This window comes from Streptomyces sp. MK7, assembly GCF_032658145.1.
In the GTDB taxonomy this organism is placed as follows: domain Bacteria; phylum Actinomycetota; class Actinomycetes; order Streptomycetales; family Streptomycetaceae; genus Streptomyces; species Streptomyces spiralis.
This window is the reverse complement of the sequence record NZ_JAVACL010000084.1, coordinates 1-15,765: the sequence shown is the minus strand read 5'-3', so window position 1 is coordinate 15,765 and position 15,765 is coordinate 1. Positions and strand designations below refer to the sequence as shown.

Annotated in this window: 17 protein-coding genes and 3 pseudogenes; 14 read left to right on the top strand and 6 right to left on the bottom strand. The window is 69.4% G+C overall.

Features of this window, described 5'->3' with window-relative positions; genetic code table 11:
- Together R2S09_RS38900 and R2S09_RS38895 are read right to left on the bottom strand one after the other, a co-directional pair.
- Positions 1–1,141 (bottom strand): ISAzo13 family transposase (locus R2S09_RS38900; RefSeq protein ID WP_399145654.1); only part of this gene is annotated, 1,141 nt, incomplete at its 3' end.
- Positions 1,142–1,208: 67 nt separating this feature from the next.
- Complete coding sequence (locus R2S09_RS38895) at positions 1,209–1,547, bottom strand: transposase (RefSeq protein ID WP_306192218.1); 339 nt, start codon at positions 1,545–1,547, stop codon at positions 1,209–1,211.
- 341 nt (positions 1,548–1,888) lie between these two features.
- Between R2S09_RS38895 and R2S09_RS38890 the strand changes: the two genes are divergently transcribed.
- From R2S09_RS38890 to R2S09_RS38875, 4 genes are all read left to right on the top strand, one after another.
- Positions 1,889–2,080, top strand: a complete 192-nt coding sequence (locus R2S09_RS38890) for a hypothetical protein (RefSeq protein ID WP_306192219.1) — start codon at positions 1,889–1,891, stop codon at positions 2,078–2,080.
- A 499-nt stretch (positions 2,081–2,579) separates the two neighbouring features.
- Positions 2,580–3,047, top strand: coding sequence for a hypothetical protein (locus tag R2S09_RS38885; protein ID WP_316745933.1), 468 nt, complete (start codon positions 2,580–2,582; stop codon positions 3,045–3,047).
- A gap of 115 nt (positions 3,048–3,162) precedes the next feature.
- The gene (locus R2S09_RS38880) at positions 3,163–4,920 is read left to right on the top strand and encodes a S8 family serine peptidase (RefSeq protein WP_316745931.1); all 1,758 of its coding nucleotides are present in this window, start codon (positions 3,163–3,165) and stop codon (positions 4,918–4,920) included.
- Between the two features lie 297 nt (positions 4,921–5,217).
- On the top strand, positions 5,218–5,430 hold the full coding sequence (locus tag R2S09_RS38875; RefSeq protein ID WP_306192222.1) for a helix-turn-helix domain-containing protein: 213 nt from the start codon (positions 5,218–5,220) through the stop codon (positions 5,428–5,430).
- Between the two features lie 26 nt (positions 5,431–5,456).
- Here R2S09_RS38875 and R2S09_RS38870 read toward each other — a convergent pair whose 3' ends face one another.
- Positions 5,457–5,786, bottom strand: a complete 330-nt coding sequence (locus tag R2S09_RS38870) for an STAS domain-containing protein (RefSeq protein ID WP_316745929.1) — start codon at positions 5,784–5,786, stop codon at positions 5,457–5,459.
- A gap of 190 nt (positions 5,787–5,976) precedes the next feature.
- On the opposite strand from R2S09_RS38870, the gene R2S09_RS38865 reads away from it, so the two are divergent.
- Positions 5,977–6,255, top strand: coding sequence for a hypothetical protein (locus R2S09_RS38865; RefSeq protein WP_306192224.1), 279 nt, complete (start codon positions 5,977–5,979; stop codon positions 6,253–6,255).
- 36 nt (positions 6,256–6,291) lie between these two features.
- Here R2S09_RS38865 and R2S09_RS38860 read toward each other — a convergent pair whose 3' ends face one another.
- A complete protein-coding gene (locus R2S09_RS38860) occupies positions 6,292–6,777 on the bottom strand; it encodes a hypothetical protein (RefSeq protein WP_306192225.1) in 486 nt (161 codons plus the stop codon).
- Between the two features lie 9 nt (positions 6,778–6,786).
- Positions 6,787–8,235 (bottom strand): helix-turn-helix domain-containing protein, encoded by a 1,449-nt coding sequence (locus R2S09_RS38855; RefSeq protein ID WP_306192226.1) that lies wholly within the window; start codon positions 8,233–8,235, stop codon positions 6,787–6,789.
- Positions 8,236–8,442: 207 nt separating this feature from the next.
- Here R2S09_RS38855 and R2S09_RS38850 point away from each other — a divergent pair, with 207 nt between their 5' ends.
- From R2S09_RS38850 to R2S09_RS38810, 9 genes and pseudogenes are all read left to right on the top strand, one after another.
- Positions 8,443–8,652 carry a hypothetical protein gene (locus tag R2S09_RS38850; RefSeq protein ID WP_306192227.1) on the top strand — a complete coding sequence of 70 codons (210 nt, stop codon included), beginning with the start codon at positions 8,443–8,445 and terminating at the stop codon, positions 8,650–8,652.
- A gap of 195 nt (positions 8,653–8,847) precedes the next feature.
- Positions 8,848–9,141 (top strand): DUF6415 family natural product biosynthesis protein, encoded by a 294-nt coding sequence (locus R2S09_RS38845; protein ID WP_306192228.1) that lies wholly within the window; start codon positions 8,848–8,850, stop codon positions 9,139–9,141.
- A gap of 196 nt (positions 9,142–9,337) precedes the next feature.
- Positions 9,338–9,631 (top strand): putative ATP-grasp-modified RiPP, encoded by a 294-nt coding sequence (gene tgmA / locus R2S09_RS38840; RefSeq protein ID WP_306192229.1) that lies wholly within the window; start codon positions 9,338–9,340, stop codon positions 9,629–9,631.
- On the top strand, positions 9,628–10,575 hold the full coding sequence (tgmB, locus tag R2S09_RS38835) for an ATP-grasp ribosomal peptide maturase (protein ID WP_316745924.1): 948 nt from the start codon (positions 9,628–9,630) through the stop codon (positions 10,573–10,575). Before tgmA ends, tgmB begins: the two co-directional genes overlap by 4 nt.
- Positions 10,572–11,687, top strand: coding sequence for an ATP-grasp peptide maturase system methyltransferase (gene tgmC / locus R2S09_RS38830; RefSeq protein ID WP_316745923.1), 1,116 nt, complete (start codon positions 10,572–10,574; stop codon positions 11,685–11,687). Before tgmB ends, tgmC begins: the two co-directional genes overlap by 4 nt.
- A 662-nt stretch (positions 11,688–12,349) precedes the next feature.
- A pseudogene (locus tag R2S09_RS38825) lies at positions 12,350–13,132 on the top strand (transposase); the annotation flags it as partial.
- Between the two features lie 61 nt (positions 13,133–13,193).
- Positions 13,194–13,865: a methyltransferase domain-containing protein gene (locus R2S09_RS38820; RefSeq protein ID WP_316745936.1), complete on the top strand. Its 672-nt coding sequence runs from the start codon at positions 13,194–13,196 to the stop codon at positions 13,863–13,865.
- 180 nt (positions 13,866–14,045) lie between these two features.
- Entirely contained in the window at positions 14,046–14,576 is a 531-nt protein-coding gene (locus tag R2S09_RS38815; RefSeq protein ID WP_316745921.1) for a DUF6584 family protein, read from the top strand.
- A 66-nt stretch (positions 14,577–14,642) separates the two neighbouring features.
- Positions 14,643–15,251 (top strand): annotated as a pseudogene (locus R2S09_RS38810) (transposase family protein); the annotation flags it as partial.
- A gap of 1 nt (position 15,252) precedes the next feature.
- Here the strand turns inward: R2S09_RS38810 and R2S09_RS38805 are convergent.
- Positions 15,253–15,390, bottom strand: a pseudogene (locus tag R2S09_RS38805) (IS630 family transposase); the annotation flags it as partial.
- Positions 15,391–15,765: the final 375 nt, after the last annotated feature.

Genomic DNA, 15,765 nt, shown 5'->3' with positions numbered 1-15,765 from the left:
GGTCCCCTCGCGAGAGCACGCGGCCGGTGGGGTACGCGTTCTCGTCCAGTGCGGCATGAACGGTCAGTCCGGTGCTGGTGCGAGTGGCTGAGATGGTCTCCAGCAGCGCTTCGTAGCTGGTCAGAGGCTGCCCGCGCAGGCTGTGGGTGATCCGGGAGAACAGCCGGTGTTCCATTTTGTTCCATTTTGAAGTACCTGGCGGGAAGTGCATGACGGTGATGCTCAGCCCGCACTCGTCGGCGAAGTCGGCCAGGCCCATCTTGAACAGGCGGGAGTCGGCCGAGTTGGCCCCTCCGGCATCGGCGGTGACCAACAAGCGGTCCACGCTGGGGTAGTCGAGGCGCCCTTGGGTCTTCCACCAGCGCCGCAGGGACTCCACCGCGAAGGCGGCGGTGTTGCGGTCGGTTCCCACGTTCACCCAGCCGCTGTCGCGCCCCAGATCGTAGATGCCGTACGGGATGGCGACCGGGGTGTCGGGGTCGATGAAGTCGTGGTCCGGAGCGGTGATCGGCTGACCTTTGGGGCGGTAGGTGCGGCCCGGCCGGGCGAAGTCACCGATCGGTTCCTTTTGCTTCGTGTCCACGCTCACCACCGGCAGGCCCCCCGCCAGAAAGCGTTCGGCGGCGGTGTTGATGTGCCGGAACTGGGCGTCGCGGTGGGGCACCTGACTGCCGGCCCGAGTCTTGGCCATGCCCTGCAGACTGAATCCCATCGCACGCAGCAGGCCGCCGACCACCGGGGCACTGACCGGATGACCGGCATCGGTCAGCTCCCGGGACAAGTCCCGCAGCGAGGCAGTGGTCCAGCGCAAGGGGGACACCGGATCGCCCACCTCACGCGGCTCGATCAACAACTCGAGAGCCGCCACCAGGCCGGGGTCGCGCTCGGCGGCGGATTTGCGCCCGCCGCCGGGTCTGCGTACCAGCCCCAACGCCTCTGCTCCGTCGGCGAGTTCCTCACGCCCTCGTGCGACGGTCGACTCCGAGACTTCCGCCAGTCTGGCCACGGCTGCGATCCCGCCGTGCCCCAGAGCCTCGGCCTCGGAAGCCAGATACAGACGGCGCTGCCGCTCGTCCAGATGCGGCAGCACCGCTGCGAACTTCGCATCCAGTACCGCCAGGACTTCATCCGGAATCGTCACAACAGCCCGACTACCATGCAGCACCGAGACATTGACCCCAACCTGGCAGTAGTTAAATTACGGCTCCTCACCAGCGCGTCTCCTCGGCGAAATAGTTCGCGGCCTTCCGCAGGATCTCGCGCTCTTCCTCCAGCTCACGGACCTTCTTGCGCAGGGCCGCGTTCTCGGCCTCCACCGCTGTCTGCGGCTGCACGGGCGCCGGCGTCCGACGGCCGCGCGGGCGGCTGGCGCCCGCGGCCCGAACCCAGTTGCGCAGCGTCTCCGGGTTCACCCCCGGATCAGCGGCGACCTGCTTGATCGTCGCCTCGGGCCGCGATTCGTACAACGCGACCGCGTCCGCCTTGAACTCCGGCGGGTAGTGCTTCATGACCACGACATGTCCGTTTCTCAGATCCTCAAGATCCATTGTCCCGAGTGTCCAAGATCAGGGGTGAGGGCCCACGGCGGCCCCGCCCAGGGCGACGGACACGTTGTTCGTCAGTTCCACGAACATGGTCGACCGCCTGCGCCGGCCGGCAGCACGGTCCGGCGTCCAGCGCCCGCGCCGAGCGGGCCCGGCGATCACGCAGGCCGATACAGGTCCGGGCGGGACGTACGCACCCCGGTCGGACGGGGCCAACTCGGTCACACCTGTGGCGACCACAATGGCCTCCGCTTTGAACACGCGTCCGTCGGCGAGGGTGAGCTCGGCTCGACGGCAGGCCGGTCTATGAGCGCAGCGGCCCCGACGGCAAGCAGTGGACGCTGGTGGGAGTCGCCTGCCCGGACCCAGGCCAGCTGAGGGCCTGGGCGGAAGAGGTGGCCCTGCTGGTCCCCTTCCACAGCGATCTCGACACCCTCGCCAGGCGGGCGTGGGCGCCGTTCCAGGTCTACCTCCTCAACCCGGACACCGGCGAGATGGAGCAGGAGCGGGTGCTGCCGGCGACCGTCGGGCCGTAGCCCGATCGATGCCGGGCGCGCCCCAGAGCGGCTCCTACAGGCCCAGGTCGCGCCGCGCTTCCAGGCTGTACCGCGTATCGCTGTATGGCCTTGCCTAATCTATGCGCGCTCTTGGTGGTGCTTGGTGATGTGTGCCGGGAGTGTCGATCAGAATTTTGGGGGTGTGGCGGCGAACAGCGTCCGGTAGTCGATCCGTGGTGCTGTCACACGCTCTTCGGCGGTTCCTGCACGCCGCCGGTCCTCCAAGCTTCGGCCGCCGATGCCAGACAGTGAGTGTGTGCCGCTGGCATGTCGTTTGCCACTTCCAGCAGCAGCTCATCCTGCCGCGTCCCGGCTGGTTCGCCGGTCGTCGGATCCGATCGGGGGATTCCTCCTCCTGAGCGGCTCGCCCGTTTGCGGGTGGGTCGACGTCGCCATAGCTTCAGCGCGTCGGAATCATTCCGAAAAAGCCAACATCGTTCCTTATGTTGGCTTTCCCGTGGCATCGAATGGAGCATTCATGTCGGTGATGACCGGTACCCCGCCCCTGCAGCAGTTCGGCCAGCAGATCGCCGGGCCGCAGCAGCAGATCGCGCAGGTGGTCCAGCAGGCGATCCAGCAGGCCTGCCAGCAGGCGAGCCAGCAGGTCGCGCAGCGCATGCAGCAGACGCTGCAGCAGATCCAGCAGGTCCAGCAGCAGCTGCAGCAGCAGGGCATTCCCCAGCAGCATGCGCACCCGTACCTGGCTATCGCGTTGCACCGCACGCTGCAAGAGGGTGTGCGCAGTGCTGTGGAGCAGTCCGTGCAGCAGGCGCTGCCGACCGCGATCCTGGCGCTGGTCCAGCAGTGCCAGCAGGGTCAGCAGGGCCAGCAGCAGTGGGGCGGAGGCTTCGGCCAGCAGCAGTTCGGTCAGCAGCCGTTCGGCCAGCAGTACCAGCAGCCCGGCTTCGGCTTCGGTCAGATGGGTCAGCCCTTCGGTATCGGCTGACCTGGGGCGGCGCGCTGTGCGGTGTGCCCGGGAATCGCTCCCGGGCGCACCGCACAGCCGTGGAAGGCGCGAGCCGCCCGTCATCCGGATCACAAGCTCAACAACCGACGCAGGCATGGTGAAGGTGGACGTGATGGTCAAGGACAGGCCCGGAAACAAGCCCCGGAACAACCGGCAGAGCGAATCCCAGGGCGCAGGGGCCGGCGGGCCGGGCCCCGAGGAGGAGGCGGCGCCACGCAAGAAAGGCGCACCGTCACCGATCGCGGTACAGCCGCGCCGCCAGCGGTTCATGGTGACCCCGCTGCCGCAGCAGCTTCTACCCGTAGGAGTGCCCGAACTCGGCATGGACGCGGTATGCGACCAGCTGGAGCAGATGCCCGAGGTCACGGTCGTCCGCAGACTCACCCCCTCGGACAAGCTGCAGTCGGCCGGCGTCCTTCCCTCCTGCCCGGAGATCGCGGTCGTAGAAGCCGCCGAGACCCAGCTGCCGGCGATGCTGGCACTGCACGTGCACATCGAGCCGGATCTGCCGCTGTCCGCAGCCGCCGCCACGCCGGGCGCGGGGATGCTGCCGCTGCGTGATCCGGGGCTGGTCACGCCGATGGAGGAGCCCGTGGAGGTCTCGCTGTGCGTCTGCGGCCCGGACGGTGAACCGCTGGCCGGCGCGGGGGTTTTCCTGATCGGGGCGACCTGGCCGAGCCAGGGCATCACCGCCGCCGACGGGAGGGTCACCCTTACCCTGGCGACGGAGACCGCGCAGTCCATCCAGTCCCTGTACGTCCGGCCCGCGGGCGGATACACCGACCGCTGGATCCACCGCCCCGACCTGTCGGCGACCCAGGACAACCTCGTCACCCTCACCCCGCTGTCCCAGGTCTACCCGGAACTGGAGGAACGCCAGAGTTACGGCTGGGGCCAGCAGGTCATGCGGCTGGACCGGCTGATGCCCACGTTCCGCGCCTTCGGCATCAAGATCGCCGTCATCGGTACGGGTGTCAGCATCGACCACCCCGACCTGAAGCAGCGGGTGCGCTCCGGCGCCGACCTCGTGCACGGCACGAAGGAGGGCTGGGCCCACGACCCGGTCGGCACCGGTACCCACGCGGCCGGCGTCATCGCCGGGGCGGACACCGGCAAGGGCGTCATCGGGATCGCCGTCGACGCCGGCCTCGAGGTCTGCCAGGTGATGCCCGACGGGCATTTCAGCGACCTGATCGCCGCCTTGGACCACTGCATCGGCCGCGAGGTCGACATCGCCCACATCCAGGTGGCGACCCCGTACCCCTCGGGGCTGGTCTCCCGCAAACTCGCCGACGCCACCGCGGCGGGCATCGCCTGCATCGCCCCGGCGGGCGACACCGGCGGACCGGTCCTCTTCCCCGCCTGGCTGCCCACCGTCTTCGCCGTGGGCGCCCTGGGAGCCTTGGGCACCTTCCCACCCGACACCTCACAAGCCACCCACACCGGGCCGCAGCTGACACCTGAGGGGCTGTTCGCCGCGCCGTTCAGCTGCCACGGCCCTGGAGTGGATGCGGCCGCTCCCGGCGTTTCGGTCCTGTCCTGCTCCCCGGACGGCGGCTACACCGCCCTCGACGGCACCGGCGCCGCGTCCGCCCACGTCGCCGGCTTGGCCGCGCTCGTGCTGGCCCACCACGAGGACTTCCACGGCCAGTTGCAGCCCCGAGGCCCCGGCCGCGTGCAGCACCTCTTCGAGATCATCGCCGCCAGCTGCCGCCCACTGGCCGCACCGGGAACACTGGACGCCGCCCGTACCGGGCGGGGCCTGCCCGACGCCTTCATCGCCCTCGGCTTGGCCCCCGGCATGCAGCTCGCCCCGGCCCTGTTCCCCTTCGCTCCCTCCATGACCGGGTAGATCCCTCCCGCAGCCTGCGGGCCGGACGGCACCGCCTCGGGGGCGGGTGGCGTCCGGCTTGCAGGCCAGGCAGTCTCGGAGCCGGGTACTCCCGGGCCAGGGCATCCAGCCTTCCGCTTCAAGAGCGGGACTCCGTCGACGGTGCGGGTGAACAGGTCCTCCCACTGGGCCGGGCCCGTGATCGTCAACAGCCGCCCCCTCTCTTCTCGTCTGAGCGCCTCTGTCGAACCGGTGGCCGCCGCCACCGCCTCACGCGATCATGGCAGCATCCGCCGCATGTCAGGGAGGAATCCGCTCATGTCGAACAAGACTGGGGACGGCCGGCTCACGCCCGGCCCGGACCGCGACAAGCTCGCCCAGGACCTGAAGAAGAAGTACGACTCCGGCGCGAGCATCCGGGCCCTGGCGGAGGAGACAGGCCGCTCCTACGGCGGCGTACACCGCCTGCTCGAAGACGCCAAGACCACCTTCCGCTCCCGGGGCGGAGCCCCGCGCCGTACCGAGTCCTGACACCGCAGACCGGGCGCACGGGCACTTCACCGTACGTCCGGCTGGTCGATGGTGAAGGCGCTGCCTGCGTGGGTCAGCCGCAGCAGCCGGGCGAGCGCGTGCGGGACCACGCACAGCCGCAGCTCGCTGCCTGCCGCCTTGGCCGCGCGGGCGGCGGCCAGCAGCGCGGACAGGCCGGTGCAGTCGCAGAAGGTCAACCGGCCGCAGTCCACTTCCACGCGGTCGTGGGCGGATACGGCGGCCTTGAGGGCTTCCCGTACGTCCGGGGCGCTGACCACGTCGAGGTCCCCGACCACGGTCACCCGGCAGCTGCCGGGCCCGGTCGGATGCACTACCACGTGGGGCGTGTCGTACACGGCGCCCCCAGTCAGCGAAGCGGACGGGGTGTGCGTCCAGGAGAACCCCGGACCAGCAGCGATGTCTACACCCGGCCGCAGCGGGGGTCCGGCTGCCACGGGGAGTGGCGGCCGTAGCCACAACCGGAGCGCGCTCGTCTCGCGGGTCGAGGCGGGGGGCGTTCGTATGTCCGTCTTAGGATCCGTGCACGTGACACACACCTTTGAAGAACTCGTGGAGATGGAGCGCGCCGCCGACCAGGCGCACAACCGGGTCCTGGAGCTACGCGACCAGTACGGGCCGCCCGCACAGGCCGATTGGACCGAGTCGCAGAGCGAGACGTACGAGACCGCGTGGCGCGCCTGGCGCGACCTCGCCCGCGACGTCCAGGCCGCGGTCACCGAGCACGCCGAGGCGGAGGGCCAGGCGCGGAACGCGGTGGAGGCCAGCGTGAAGAAGGCCGCGCGGCACGCGGAGGACGAAGACTGACGCTCGCACTGAATGGTCGGTGATCGGGAGTGCTGCTCAGCTCTTGCGTGCTGCGCCCTGCGGCCACACAACATCGACGGGAAGCCCCTCGGAGCGGGCCTCGACGACAGTGTCCGCAGTGCCTCCACCCTTTCCGGATGGCGGCTCGCCGTTCCAGACGGCAACAAGACGCTCGGCACGCTGCAGCAGCGTGCGGTTGGCGTCCTCGTACGCCGAGCGGTTCGCACTTTCGTGATCTAAGACCACGACCTCGGCAGCGGCGTCGATGAGCCGGTCGAAGGTCTCGGCGTGGTCAGCCTTGACCTTGGCCTGCCGGTAGTCCTTCGAGGGAATCACGGCGACCAGGCGGCCGCCGAGCTCAAGCACCACGTCGGCGAAAAGGCTGTCGGAGCCTTTGGCGATGCAGGAGACACCGGTCAGGTCGCCGGCGTACGGCTTCAGCGTCTCCCGCAGGGCGTCGCGTACCAGGTGCACGCTGTCCTCAGCCAGGTCCATGTGCCCGGTCACGGCGATGGTGGTCACGATGCTCCCTCAGTTCGACAACAGCTCGCGGATCATTGTCCGGGCCTCGGCCACCGGTCGTGATGCGCCCCTGCCGACGGTGTACGGGTACAGCTGGGACAGCTGTGCCCGTACGCGTGCAGACTGGGTGCGGGCTGCTGCCTCGACTGCCTGTCTGGTGTGGTGTACGGCGCCGCGCAGGTCACCCATGAGGAAGTGGCACTCGGCGAGGCCGATGGCGTCGAGGGCGTGGCTGCGTCCGGCTTCCGGGCCGCGACGGGCTACGGCGTTGCGGATGGACTCCGCGGCTTCCTCGGCATGCTCCCGCTTCTGCCGGGCCAGGTCCAGGAGGCGGCCGCCGGTGACACCCGCCAGTTCGGCTTCGTCGAAGTAGCAAATCCAGTAGGGCTCTTCATCCGGCCCGGCCTCGCCGAGCGCTTCGGCCGCCTCGCCGGTGGCGCGTTTGAAGGCCGCCTCTCGCCCCATCGCCGCATACGCCCAGGCCTCTCGCGTGTGCAGCATAGCCCGCAGCCGCGGCCCGGCCGCCTTACGCGCTCCCTTCTGCGCCATGTGGATCAGTTCCAGGGCGTCTTGAGGCCGGTCCCGGTACAGCATCTGCCGCGCCATGCCCGCGAGCACGTTGGCGCCGAAGGCAGCATCGCCGCCCGCGTGAGCCGCGCGCAGGGCGAGCAGGTAGTAGGACTGTGCCTGCCGCTGAAGATTAGAGTCCCAGGCGATCGTCGCGGCCGTGCCTCCGAGGTAAGCCATCACCCGGAACAGGCCTCGCTCGACGTCTGGCGCCTGGTGCTCTTCGAGATGTCCGGCCACCTCGTTCAGCTGCCCTACGACGGCCTTCCGGCGCAGGCCTCCGCCGAACCGGTGGTCCCAGGCTCGGAAGGCGCGCGCCGTGCCTTCCAGCTCCTGCACCTCTCGCATGCCGATGCGACCCCGGTGGTTGCCGCAGCTGACAGCCGGTGCGGGCTGGAGCCAGCCCTCGATGGAGTCGAGGAGAGCCGCGCCGGACAGGGCCACGCCAGCGAGGGCGCGTGTGGCTGTGCGGCGGTCCATCACGAGATCACTCCTGGTCAGGTCTGCGGCCAGCTGCACGGTCGCAGTCGGGCGCCATGGCGCGCCATCCGATAACCGTGCGGCCGGGGTCTGTTGAGGCTGCGGGGCTGGGGCCTCGGCCTGTCTTTCCCACGGGCGGTCGGCAAGTCCCACCATGCACCCGGGGATTCGCAGCCCGTCAGCGATACGGCAGATCACCTCGAAGCTGGTGACCTGCTGCTGACCACTGATGATCGTGGAGACCTTGCCGGGCGTAAGTTGGCAGGCCGCGGCGATGCGGTTCTGCGACAGGCCGCCCCACTTCTTGATGAGTGAGAAGGCCGCAGCGAAGTCGTGCTCTGCCAGGGCTCGCTTCAGATCGTCTCTGTCGAGGACGTCGGGGGCGAGCGGACCGGGGGTGGTGGCGTCCATGGGGCCAACTTCGGAGTGATCGTATGCGCTTCATCGCGCCGTACCGAACCAGGAACGAGTGTATTACCGCCTCGGTAACCCCCGCCGGTCATCCCGGAGACTGAGCGCAACGACGACGCTCGAAGCATCAACGCATGAACCCCGGCGACCGCTCGCGACGGTCCCGGGGCCATGGCCAACGCTCAAACCAGCGAGGGAAGCGTCGACATGACGAACCGTACCGCCCAGGCTCCGCAGCGCCTACCTGGCGCCAAGATGACCATCCGGGTGTACACGGTGAGCAGCGACGGTGCGAAGACCAAGCCGCGCGCCACCGTGAGCGTGCCCTACAGCCACAAGCCGGTACCCACGCCGATGAGCACCGCGCTGCCGCCGTGCGCCTGCCCGATCCACCGCCAGGCTGGTGCCACCCGGTGAACGCCACACGGCCCCAGGCCGACGAGGCGCCCTTCGCCCCGGTGACGGTGCGTGCCGCGGCGGCCTGGTTCCTCGACCAGAAGACGCTTCCGCGTCACGGCACCGTGAAGGCCTTCGAAGCGGACTTCCGGCAGGCCCCTGGAACAGTTGCTGCCCGGCGTCGAACAGCTAGCCGGAGGCCTCCCGGCCGACGACGTGCCCCGAAAGGTGGCCCTGGCCGGTGTCGGGGAGGTGCGCCGGCGGCTCGGCGAGCCGGAGGCGGCCGGCCTGCACGGCGAGGTGAACAGGGTGAAGCGGCTCGCCCGGTCAGTGATCGCGCTGTGCGGCCACCTCGACGCCCTCTCCGGTCTCCGGATGTGCCTGCTGTGCGACAAGCCGCTCGAGGACTCCGACGCCTGGGAGCTCTACCAGCAGGCCGGCCTCACCGGAGGCCCCGGGCAGCCCGGCCGCGTCCACGCCGCCTGCGCCCGCACCGTGCGCCGTCCCTGACGCGCGCCACCCCGCCCGCCCCGGCGTCAAGGGGCCCCATAGCGGCCGTCTCGGGACAGGGCCGCACCCAAGCGCTCGCCTCGTCGTGGACCGCAAGCCGCGACGGGGCGGGCCCCAGACCCCGCTCCGGCTCCCCACCCTGGACAGGTCGAGCAGCCTGGGCGGTCCATCACCCGAATCGATCAAGGAGCATGCCTTGTTCGTCCACTCCGACCGTTTCCCGTCCTCGTCGCCGCTTCCGTCCGGTACCCGCACGCTCGCCCCGTGGGGCGTGAGCCGGATGGCCCCGTACCCCACCACGGCCCCCGGCTACGCGCGCGCCGAGCTCGACCCGGCCACCCAGACCACCCGGTTCTTCGACAGCGGCGGGCAGGTCATGGAAATGCCGGGCCACGGCACCAGCACCAACACCAGCCCGTCCACCGGCACCAGCCCCGACGGCAACGGCTCCACCCAGGACAGCGACACCGGGAGCGACGGCGACCAGTGAATGAGCCGCGTCCGGTACTGGTCGTCACCACCTTGTACGACCCCACCGCCGACGTGGTGATCGCCGAGCTGCACGACCGGGACATCCCGGTCGTGCGGCTCGACTCGGGGGACTTCCCCGCATCACTGTCGGTGGAGGCCGAGATCACCCGCCACGGCGTACAGGGCCGGATCTCCTCCCCGTCCCGGACCGCCGATCTGGCACGCGTCCGCTCTCTCTACTACCGGCGACCCTCCGGGTTCGCCTTTCCGCACCTGAGCGAGCAGGACGCACGCTTCGCCACCACCCAGGCCCGATACGGGCTCGGCGGCATCCTCGCTGCCCTGCCCGGCTGCCTGTACGTCAACCACCCGCACCGCATCGGAGACGCCGAGTTCAAGCCGTCCGGCCTGGCGGCCGCCGTCGAGGCCGGCTTCGACGTGCCCCCCACCCTCATCACCTCCAGCCCGGACGCGGCCAGGGCCTTCGTCAAGCGGCACACTCCGGTCATCTACAAGCCCCTGCACAACCCGGTGTATCTCGTCGACGGGGTCTCGTCCGTCGTCAAGGTCGCCGAGGTGACGGCCGACGAGATCGATGACCGCGTGGCCGGGACCGCGCACCTGTTCCAGCAGCGCGTGCCCAAGACGGTCGACGTCCGCGTCACCGTCATCGGCCGGCAGGTGTTCTGCGTGCGGATCGACTCCGACCTGCTGGACTGGCGCACCGACTACAGCCGCCTCAGCTACACCCCCGTCCAGCCACCGCCGGGCATCGACCAAGCCCTGCGCAACTACATGGACCACTTCGGGCTCATCTTCGGCGCTTTCGATTTCTGTGTGGGCACCGACGGGCGATGGTGGTTCCTGGAGTGCAACCCGTCAGGCCAGTGGTACTGGCTGGAGACCGAAACCGGCCTGCCGATGTGCGCAGCCCTCGCAGACCTTTTGGAGAGGACGACGTGAGCGACCACGCGCAGCTGCACCAGCAGCTCATCGACACGCTGACCGCCGGCGGCAGTCTGCGCACTGAGCCGTGGAAGCGGGCGGCCGTGGCCGTCCCCCGGCACGAGTTCCTGCGCGGCGGCGTCTTCCGCCGCGTCGAGGGCACGGCCGGGGCCTGGGCGCCGCTGCTCGAAGGTGAGCCGGGCTGGCTGGAGGCGTGCTACGAGGACGAGTCGCTGGTCACCCAGATCGCGGGCACCATCGTGCCGGCCGACATCCGTGGCCAGATCATGCGCGCGCCGACCAGCTCCAGCACCCTGCCGTCCCTCGTCCTGCGCATGCTGGAAGCCCTGCAGGCCGAGGACGGGATGCGGGTCCTGGAGATCGGGACAGGCACCGGCTACTCCACCGCCCTGCTCTGCCACGCCCTCGGCGAGGAGAACGTCACCTCGATCGAGTACGACGAGGACGTGGCCGCGCGGGCAGCGGCCGCCCTGGGCCGGATCGGGCTGTACCCCAGGCTGGTCACCGGGGACGGCCTGCTCGGGCACGCCGAGGGGGCACCGTATGACCGGGTCATCGCCACCTGTGGTGTGCGGACGGTGCCCTCAGCGTGGATCGAGCAGACCCGGCCCGGTGGCCTTATCCTGGCCACCGTCGGCGGCTGGCTTGCTGCCTCGGAACTGGCGCGGCTGACCGTCCACGAGGACGGATCCGCCTCGGGTCCGCTGCTGGGCGGACAGGTCAGCTTCATGCTCGCCCGCCCGCACCTGCCGCCGCCGCTCGGGCTGCTGCCCGACCTCAGCGCCGGCAAGGAACGGGAGGCCATCATCGGCGCTGACATCCTGAACGACTGGACGGCCCGGTTCGTCGCAGAGTCCGCCGTACCGTGCGCGCAGCGGCTGACACTCCAGCAGAACGAGCGCGAGGAGCACGTCCTGATCGACGTGGAATGCGGGGCGTGGGCGGCCCTCTGCGAAGAGGGCGGCCACTGGACGGTGCGGCAGGACGGGCCGGAATCTCTCTGGGATACGGCTGAGGAACAGTTGGGCCGCTGGAAAGCGGCTGGCTCGCCAGGGCTGGAGGAGTTCACACTGCACGTCAGCCCGGAAGGGCACTCCTACCTCCGGTAGGACACCGTACCGGCCCCGCTCGTCTGCTTCCCCCGTGGCGGATAGGCGGGGCCTTCCTGCGCCGTCAATCGACGAGGACGCAGACGCGCGCGTCGAGGACGGCCGTGATCCGCAGGAGGTCGCCGTAGCGGGGGTCGGCTTCCCCCAGTCTCGATGCGCTGCACGCTGCTGCTCAGGCCGGTGGCGGCGCAGAAGGCTTCCTGGCTGTAGCGCGCGGCGGTCCGCAGGTCTGCGATGCGTTTGCCGAGCTCCCGACGCCTTTGGTGATCCAGTCCGGTTGATCGCGAGGCACTCGGCACCGTTGGGTCCGAGCCCACCGTCACACAGTGCCCGCTGCGATTCCTTGATCCGCAACGAAGGACGTGACGGCGTTGCTGTGGTTGCGGACGCCCTGGGTGCCCAACGGCTCAACTCCACGCGGAAGCGGTGAAGCGTATTCCCACGCGGCATGCCGTGCGCGGCGCTGATCCCTGACGGGTCAGGTGCCGTACTGCTGTCCGCGCGTAGGGCAGCACGGTACGCGAGCGCCGGCTGCACAGCGACGCAGATGGTCCTCAGTCACTTCTGGACGATCCGCCCCGCCCCGATCCCGCCAGCCCACAACGTGCAGCCGATCATGGGAGTGTGACTGGCTGTTCTCTATCTGCTCGGGTGGTCGGTGGGGGCGCCTGCGCGCGGACCGGGTCATGCTCCGCGACCCAGGCCCCGCCCGGTCGGGTCCCCGGGGCGGGCGCCCCCGCCGGCATGGCGGCGTCCTCACGTTCAAGAAGCCCGACAGCTGGCACGAGCCCGACGTCACGACCGCCACGGACACCACCCGCTACGGCACGGCCACCGCGACGGCCTGGGACCGGATGCACCCCCGGCTCACCCACCGCGGCCCCTGGCTGAACCACGCCAAGGAAGAACTCCCCGTCCTGCACGGCACGTTGATCCGACTGAAGGTCGAGCGCCTGCCCGGTGACCGGGACCCGAAACCGGTCTGGCTGTGGTGCTCGGCCACCACGGCCGCACCGGCGGACGTGGACCGCTGGTGGCAGTCCTTCCTCCGCCGCTTCGACCTGGAGCACACCTTCCGGCTGATGAAACAGACCCTGGGCTGGACCGCCCCTAAGGTCAGGAACCCCGACACGACCGACCTATGGACCTGGCTGATCACCACCGCCTACACCCAGCTCCGCCTCGCCCGGCCCCTCGCCGAGGACCTCCGTCGCCCATGGGAACGGCCCACAGAACCCCGCCGCCTCACCCCCGCCCGAGTCCGCCGGGGGTTTCGCAACGTCCGCGCGACAGCAGCCCGCCCGGCAACCGCGCCAAAACCGTCCCGAGCAGGCCCCGGACGGCCTCCCGGCTCGAAAAACAAGCAACGGGCCAGGCGCCACGACGTTGGCAAGACCGTCAAACGAGGCGAATCGATCAAGGAACACCAAGCCCAGCGAGGTTGAACGCCAAGCTAAGACGACCTCCCAGTGGGGCTGTTGGTAGCCTGCGGCTGTGGGAACGAGACTGAACGCCGACGGCTGGCTGGAAGACACGCGGACGTCTTACGACACCGTGGCTGCCAGCTATGCAGATATGACGCGTCACCTCTTGGACGAAACACCCGAGGAGCGCGCTGTCCTGGCGTTGTTCGCGGAGAGGGTGCGTGACGGGGGCGGGGGACCGGTTGCTGACGTGGGATGCGGGACGGGGAGGATCACGGCTCACCTGTGCCAACTGGGCTTGGATGCGTTTGGGATCGACCTGTCGCCCGGGATGATCAAGGTGGCCCGGCTTGAACATCCTGGTCTCCGATTCGATCTCGGTTCGATGACGGACCTCGAACTCGCCGATACCTCAATGGCTGGCTTGGTTGCTTGGTACTCGTTGATCCACATCCCCGACGACGAGATCGGAGCCGTCTTCGGGCACTTCCGGCGAGTGTTGTGGCCGGGTGGACCGCTGCTCCTCAGCTTCCATGTCGGTGATGAGTCGAAGTTGAAAACCGAAGGCTATGGCGGACACCCGATGAAGGTCTATGTCCATCGCCGACAGCACGACCAGGTAATCGCGTGGCTCAACGATGCCGGCTTCTCCGTCGAGGAACACAGAACTCTCTCATCGGCCGAGAGTAAGCTCGGAGGGATCATCCTCGCGCGCCGCCAGACTGCAGTTCCCGAAGAGTGTTCCCATCCGTGATGGCAGAGTCGGTTTCAGTTGCCTCGTGCGCGATCTCCCCGAAGGAAGGCATCCCAAGGCCTGTCCCGTAAGTGATGGTGTCCCGTCTCAGTGGGGTTCAGTCGATGCCGTTGAGAGCGAGCGAGTGCTGAGCGACAAACCAGGTCGACGTGGATCAGTGCGGTACCCGATCATGTGTTCATGTCCCTGAGAGAGACCCTTGCCCGAGTCGATGCAGACCTGGCCGTCGGCCGGGTTCCCGTCGCGCGCCAGCGTTTGCGCGGTCTCGTCTCATCCTTCCCGTACGACCTGACGCTCCGTCGGCGTCTGGCCGAGGTGTACCGGCTCTACGGCGATGCCGCCGAGGCCGGACGCTGGATGTTTCTCGAAGAGGACCGCAACGCCGACGAGACCGTCGCCTTCGAGGCGCGGTACGGGTCTCCCGGGTGGCGGATGAAGGCCCTCGCCTGGCGCGGCCCCGAGGCGATGGCTGCTACCTCCTTCGCGGAGGAGCAGCTGGTCGCAGTGCGGACCGCCTGCACCGAGGAGCTGGGGCACCCCGTCGACTGGGACGACCCCGCCTCCTACCGGGACGGCCTGGGGGAGAAGTACGAGGAGGCGCCCTCCGAGCCGTGGACGGTCGGCGGTGTGCTGGCGGGCGTCGGCTGCTTGGTGGGGGCCCTTGCGTTCCTCGCGATCTGGGTAAATGGAGTCGTTGCCCTCTTCGACTGACCCAGGTCACCAAGGGGTCGGTGAGGAGCGCCACTCAAGGAATCGGTGGGACCGTCGAGAACTGCCGTGAACGGGACACCTGGCAACGAGCGAAATGATCTCGCGGCGTCTGCTGTGATTACGGCGTCGCAGCCGTCCTGGATAGCTCCGTTCGCCGGGTTGAGCCCGCGCTGTTTCGGCACCTTGGTGGCACAGCTGCGGCACGAAGGAGCTGACGCGGTCCGCAGAGGTCGGCCGTGGAGCCTGCCACTGGAGGACCGGGTGCTGCTGGTCACGGCCTACTGGCGCACCAACTTGACGCTGCGGCAGCTCGCCCCGCTGTTCGGCGTCTCGAAGTCCGCAGCTGACCGCATCATCAGCCACCTTGGTCCCCTGCTCGCGCTCAAGCCACGCAGGCGGTTTCGTAAGGACACCGTGCTCATCGTGGACGGAACCCTGGTTCCCACCCGCGACCACACGCTGGCCGAGCGGTCGAAGAACTACCGCTACTCCACCAACCACCAGGTCGTCATCGACGCCGACACCCGGCGCGTCGTCGTGGTCGGCCGGCCGTTGCCCGGCAACCGCAACGACTGCAAGGCGTGGGCACTATCCGGAGCCAAGGACGCTGTCGGCCGCACCGCCGTGATCGCCGACGGCGGCTACCGGGGCACCGGCCTGGTCATCCCGTACCGTCTCGGTTCCCGCCAGCCGAGGCGAGCAGCACTATCGCCCGCCGGTAGCGCACCGAGCCGGTACTGCCCCGACGCACGATCTGCTGCAGTTTCTGCCCTTCCAGATCGGTCAGTCTGTGCACCCGCACAGGCTCGACCACCACACCTCCACGGTCGGAACGGACGTCACCGCCATCCAACCGCCCCATCCGCCAACCCGGCGAACCTTCCCGGTCAGAGCACTTACCGCCGCCGTCAGCGTTCGCCGTGGCGGTCGCCCCCGCGGCCTGGTGGCGCATGCGCGCCCGCCAGGCCGTGTCGGACTGGCCCCATCCCGTGGTCCAGCCGCAGTTGCACGCGACCAGTGTCCGCCCGGTCCGTCGCTGCTCGCCCCGGCCGGTCGTCTCTGTCTGCTGGATCTGCACCACACTGCAGGGGATCACGCCCTACAAGTGCCCCGGCCTCGCTCGATGTGCTGCGCCTGTAACGGCCTTGGGTTCCTGGCCGTGGCCAGTAAGGCAAGGCCTAGTTGGTGG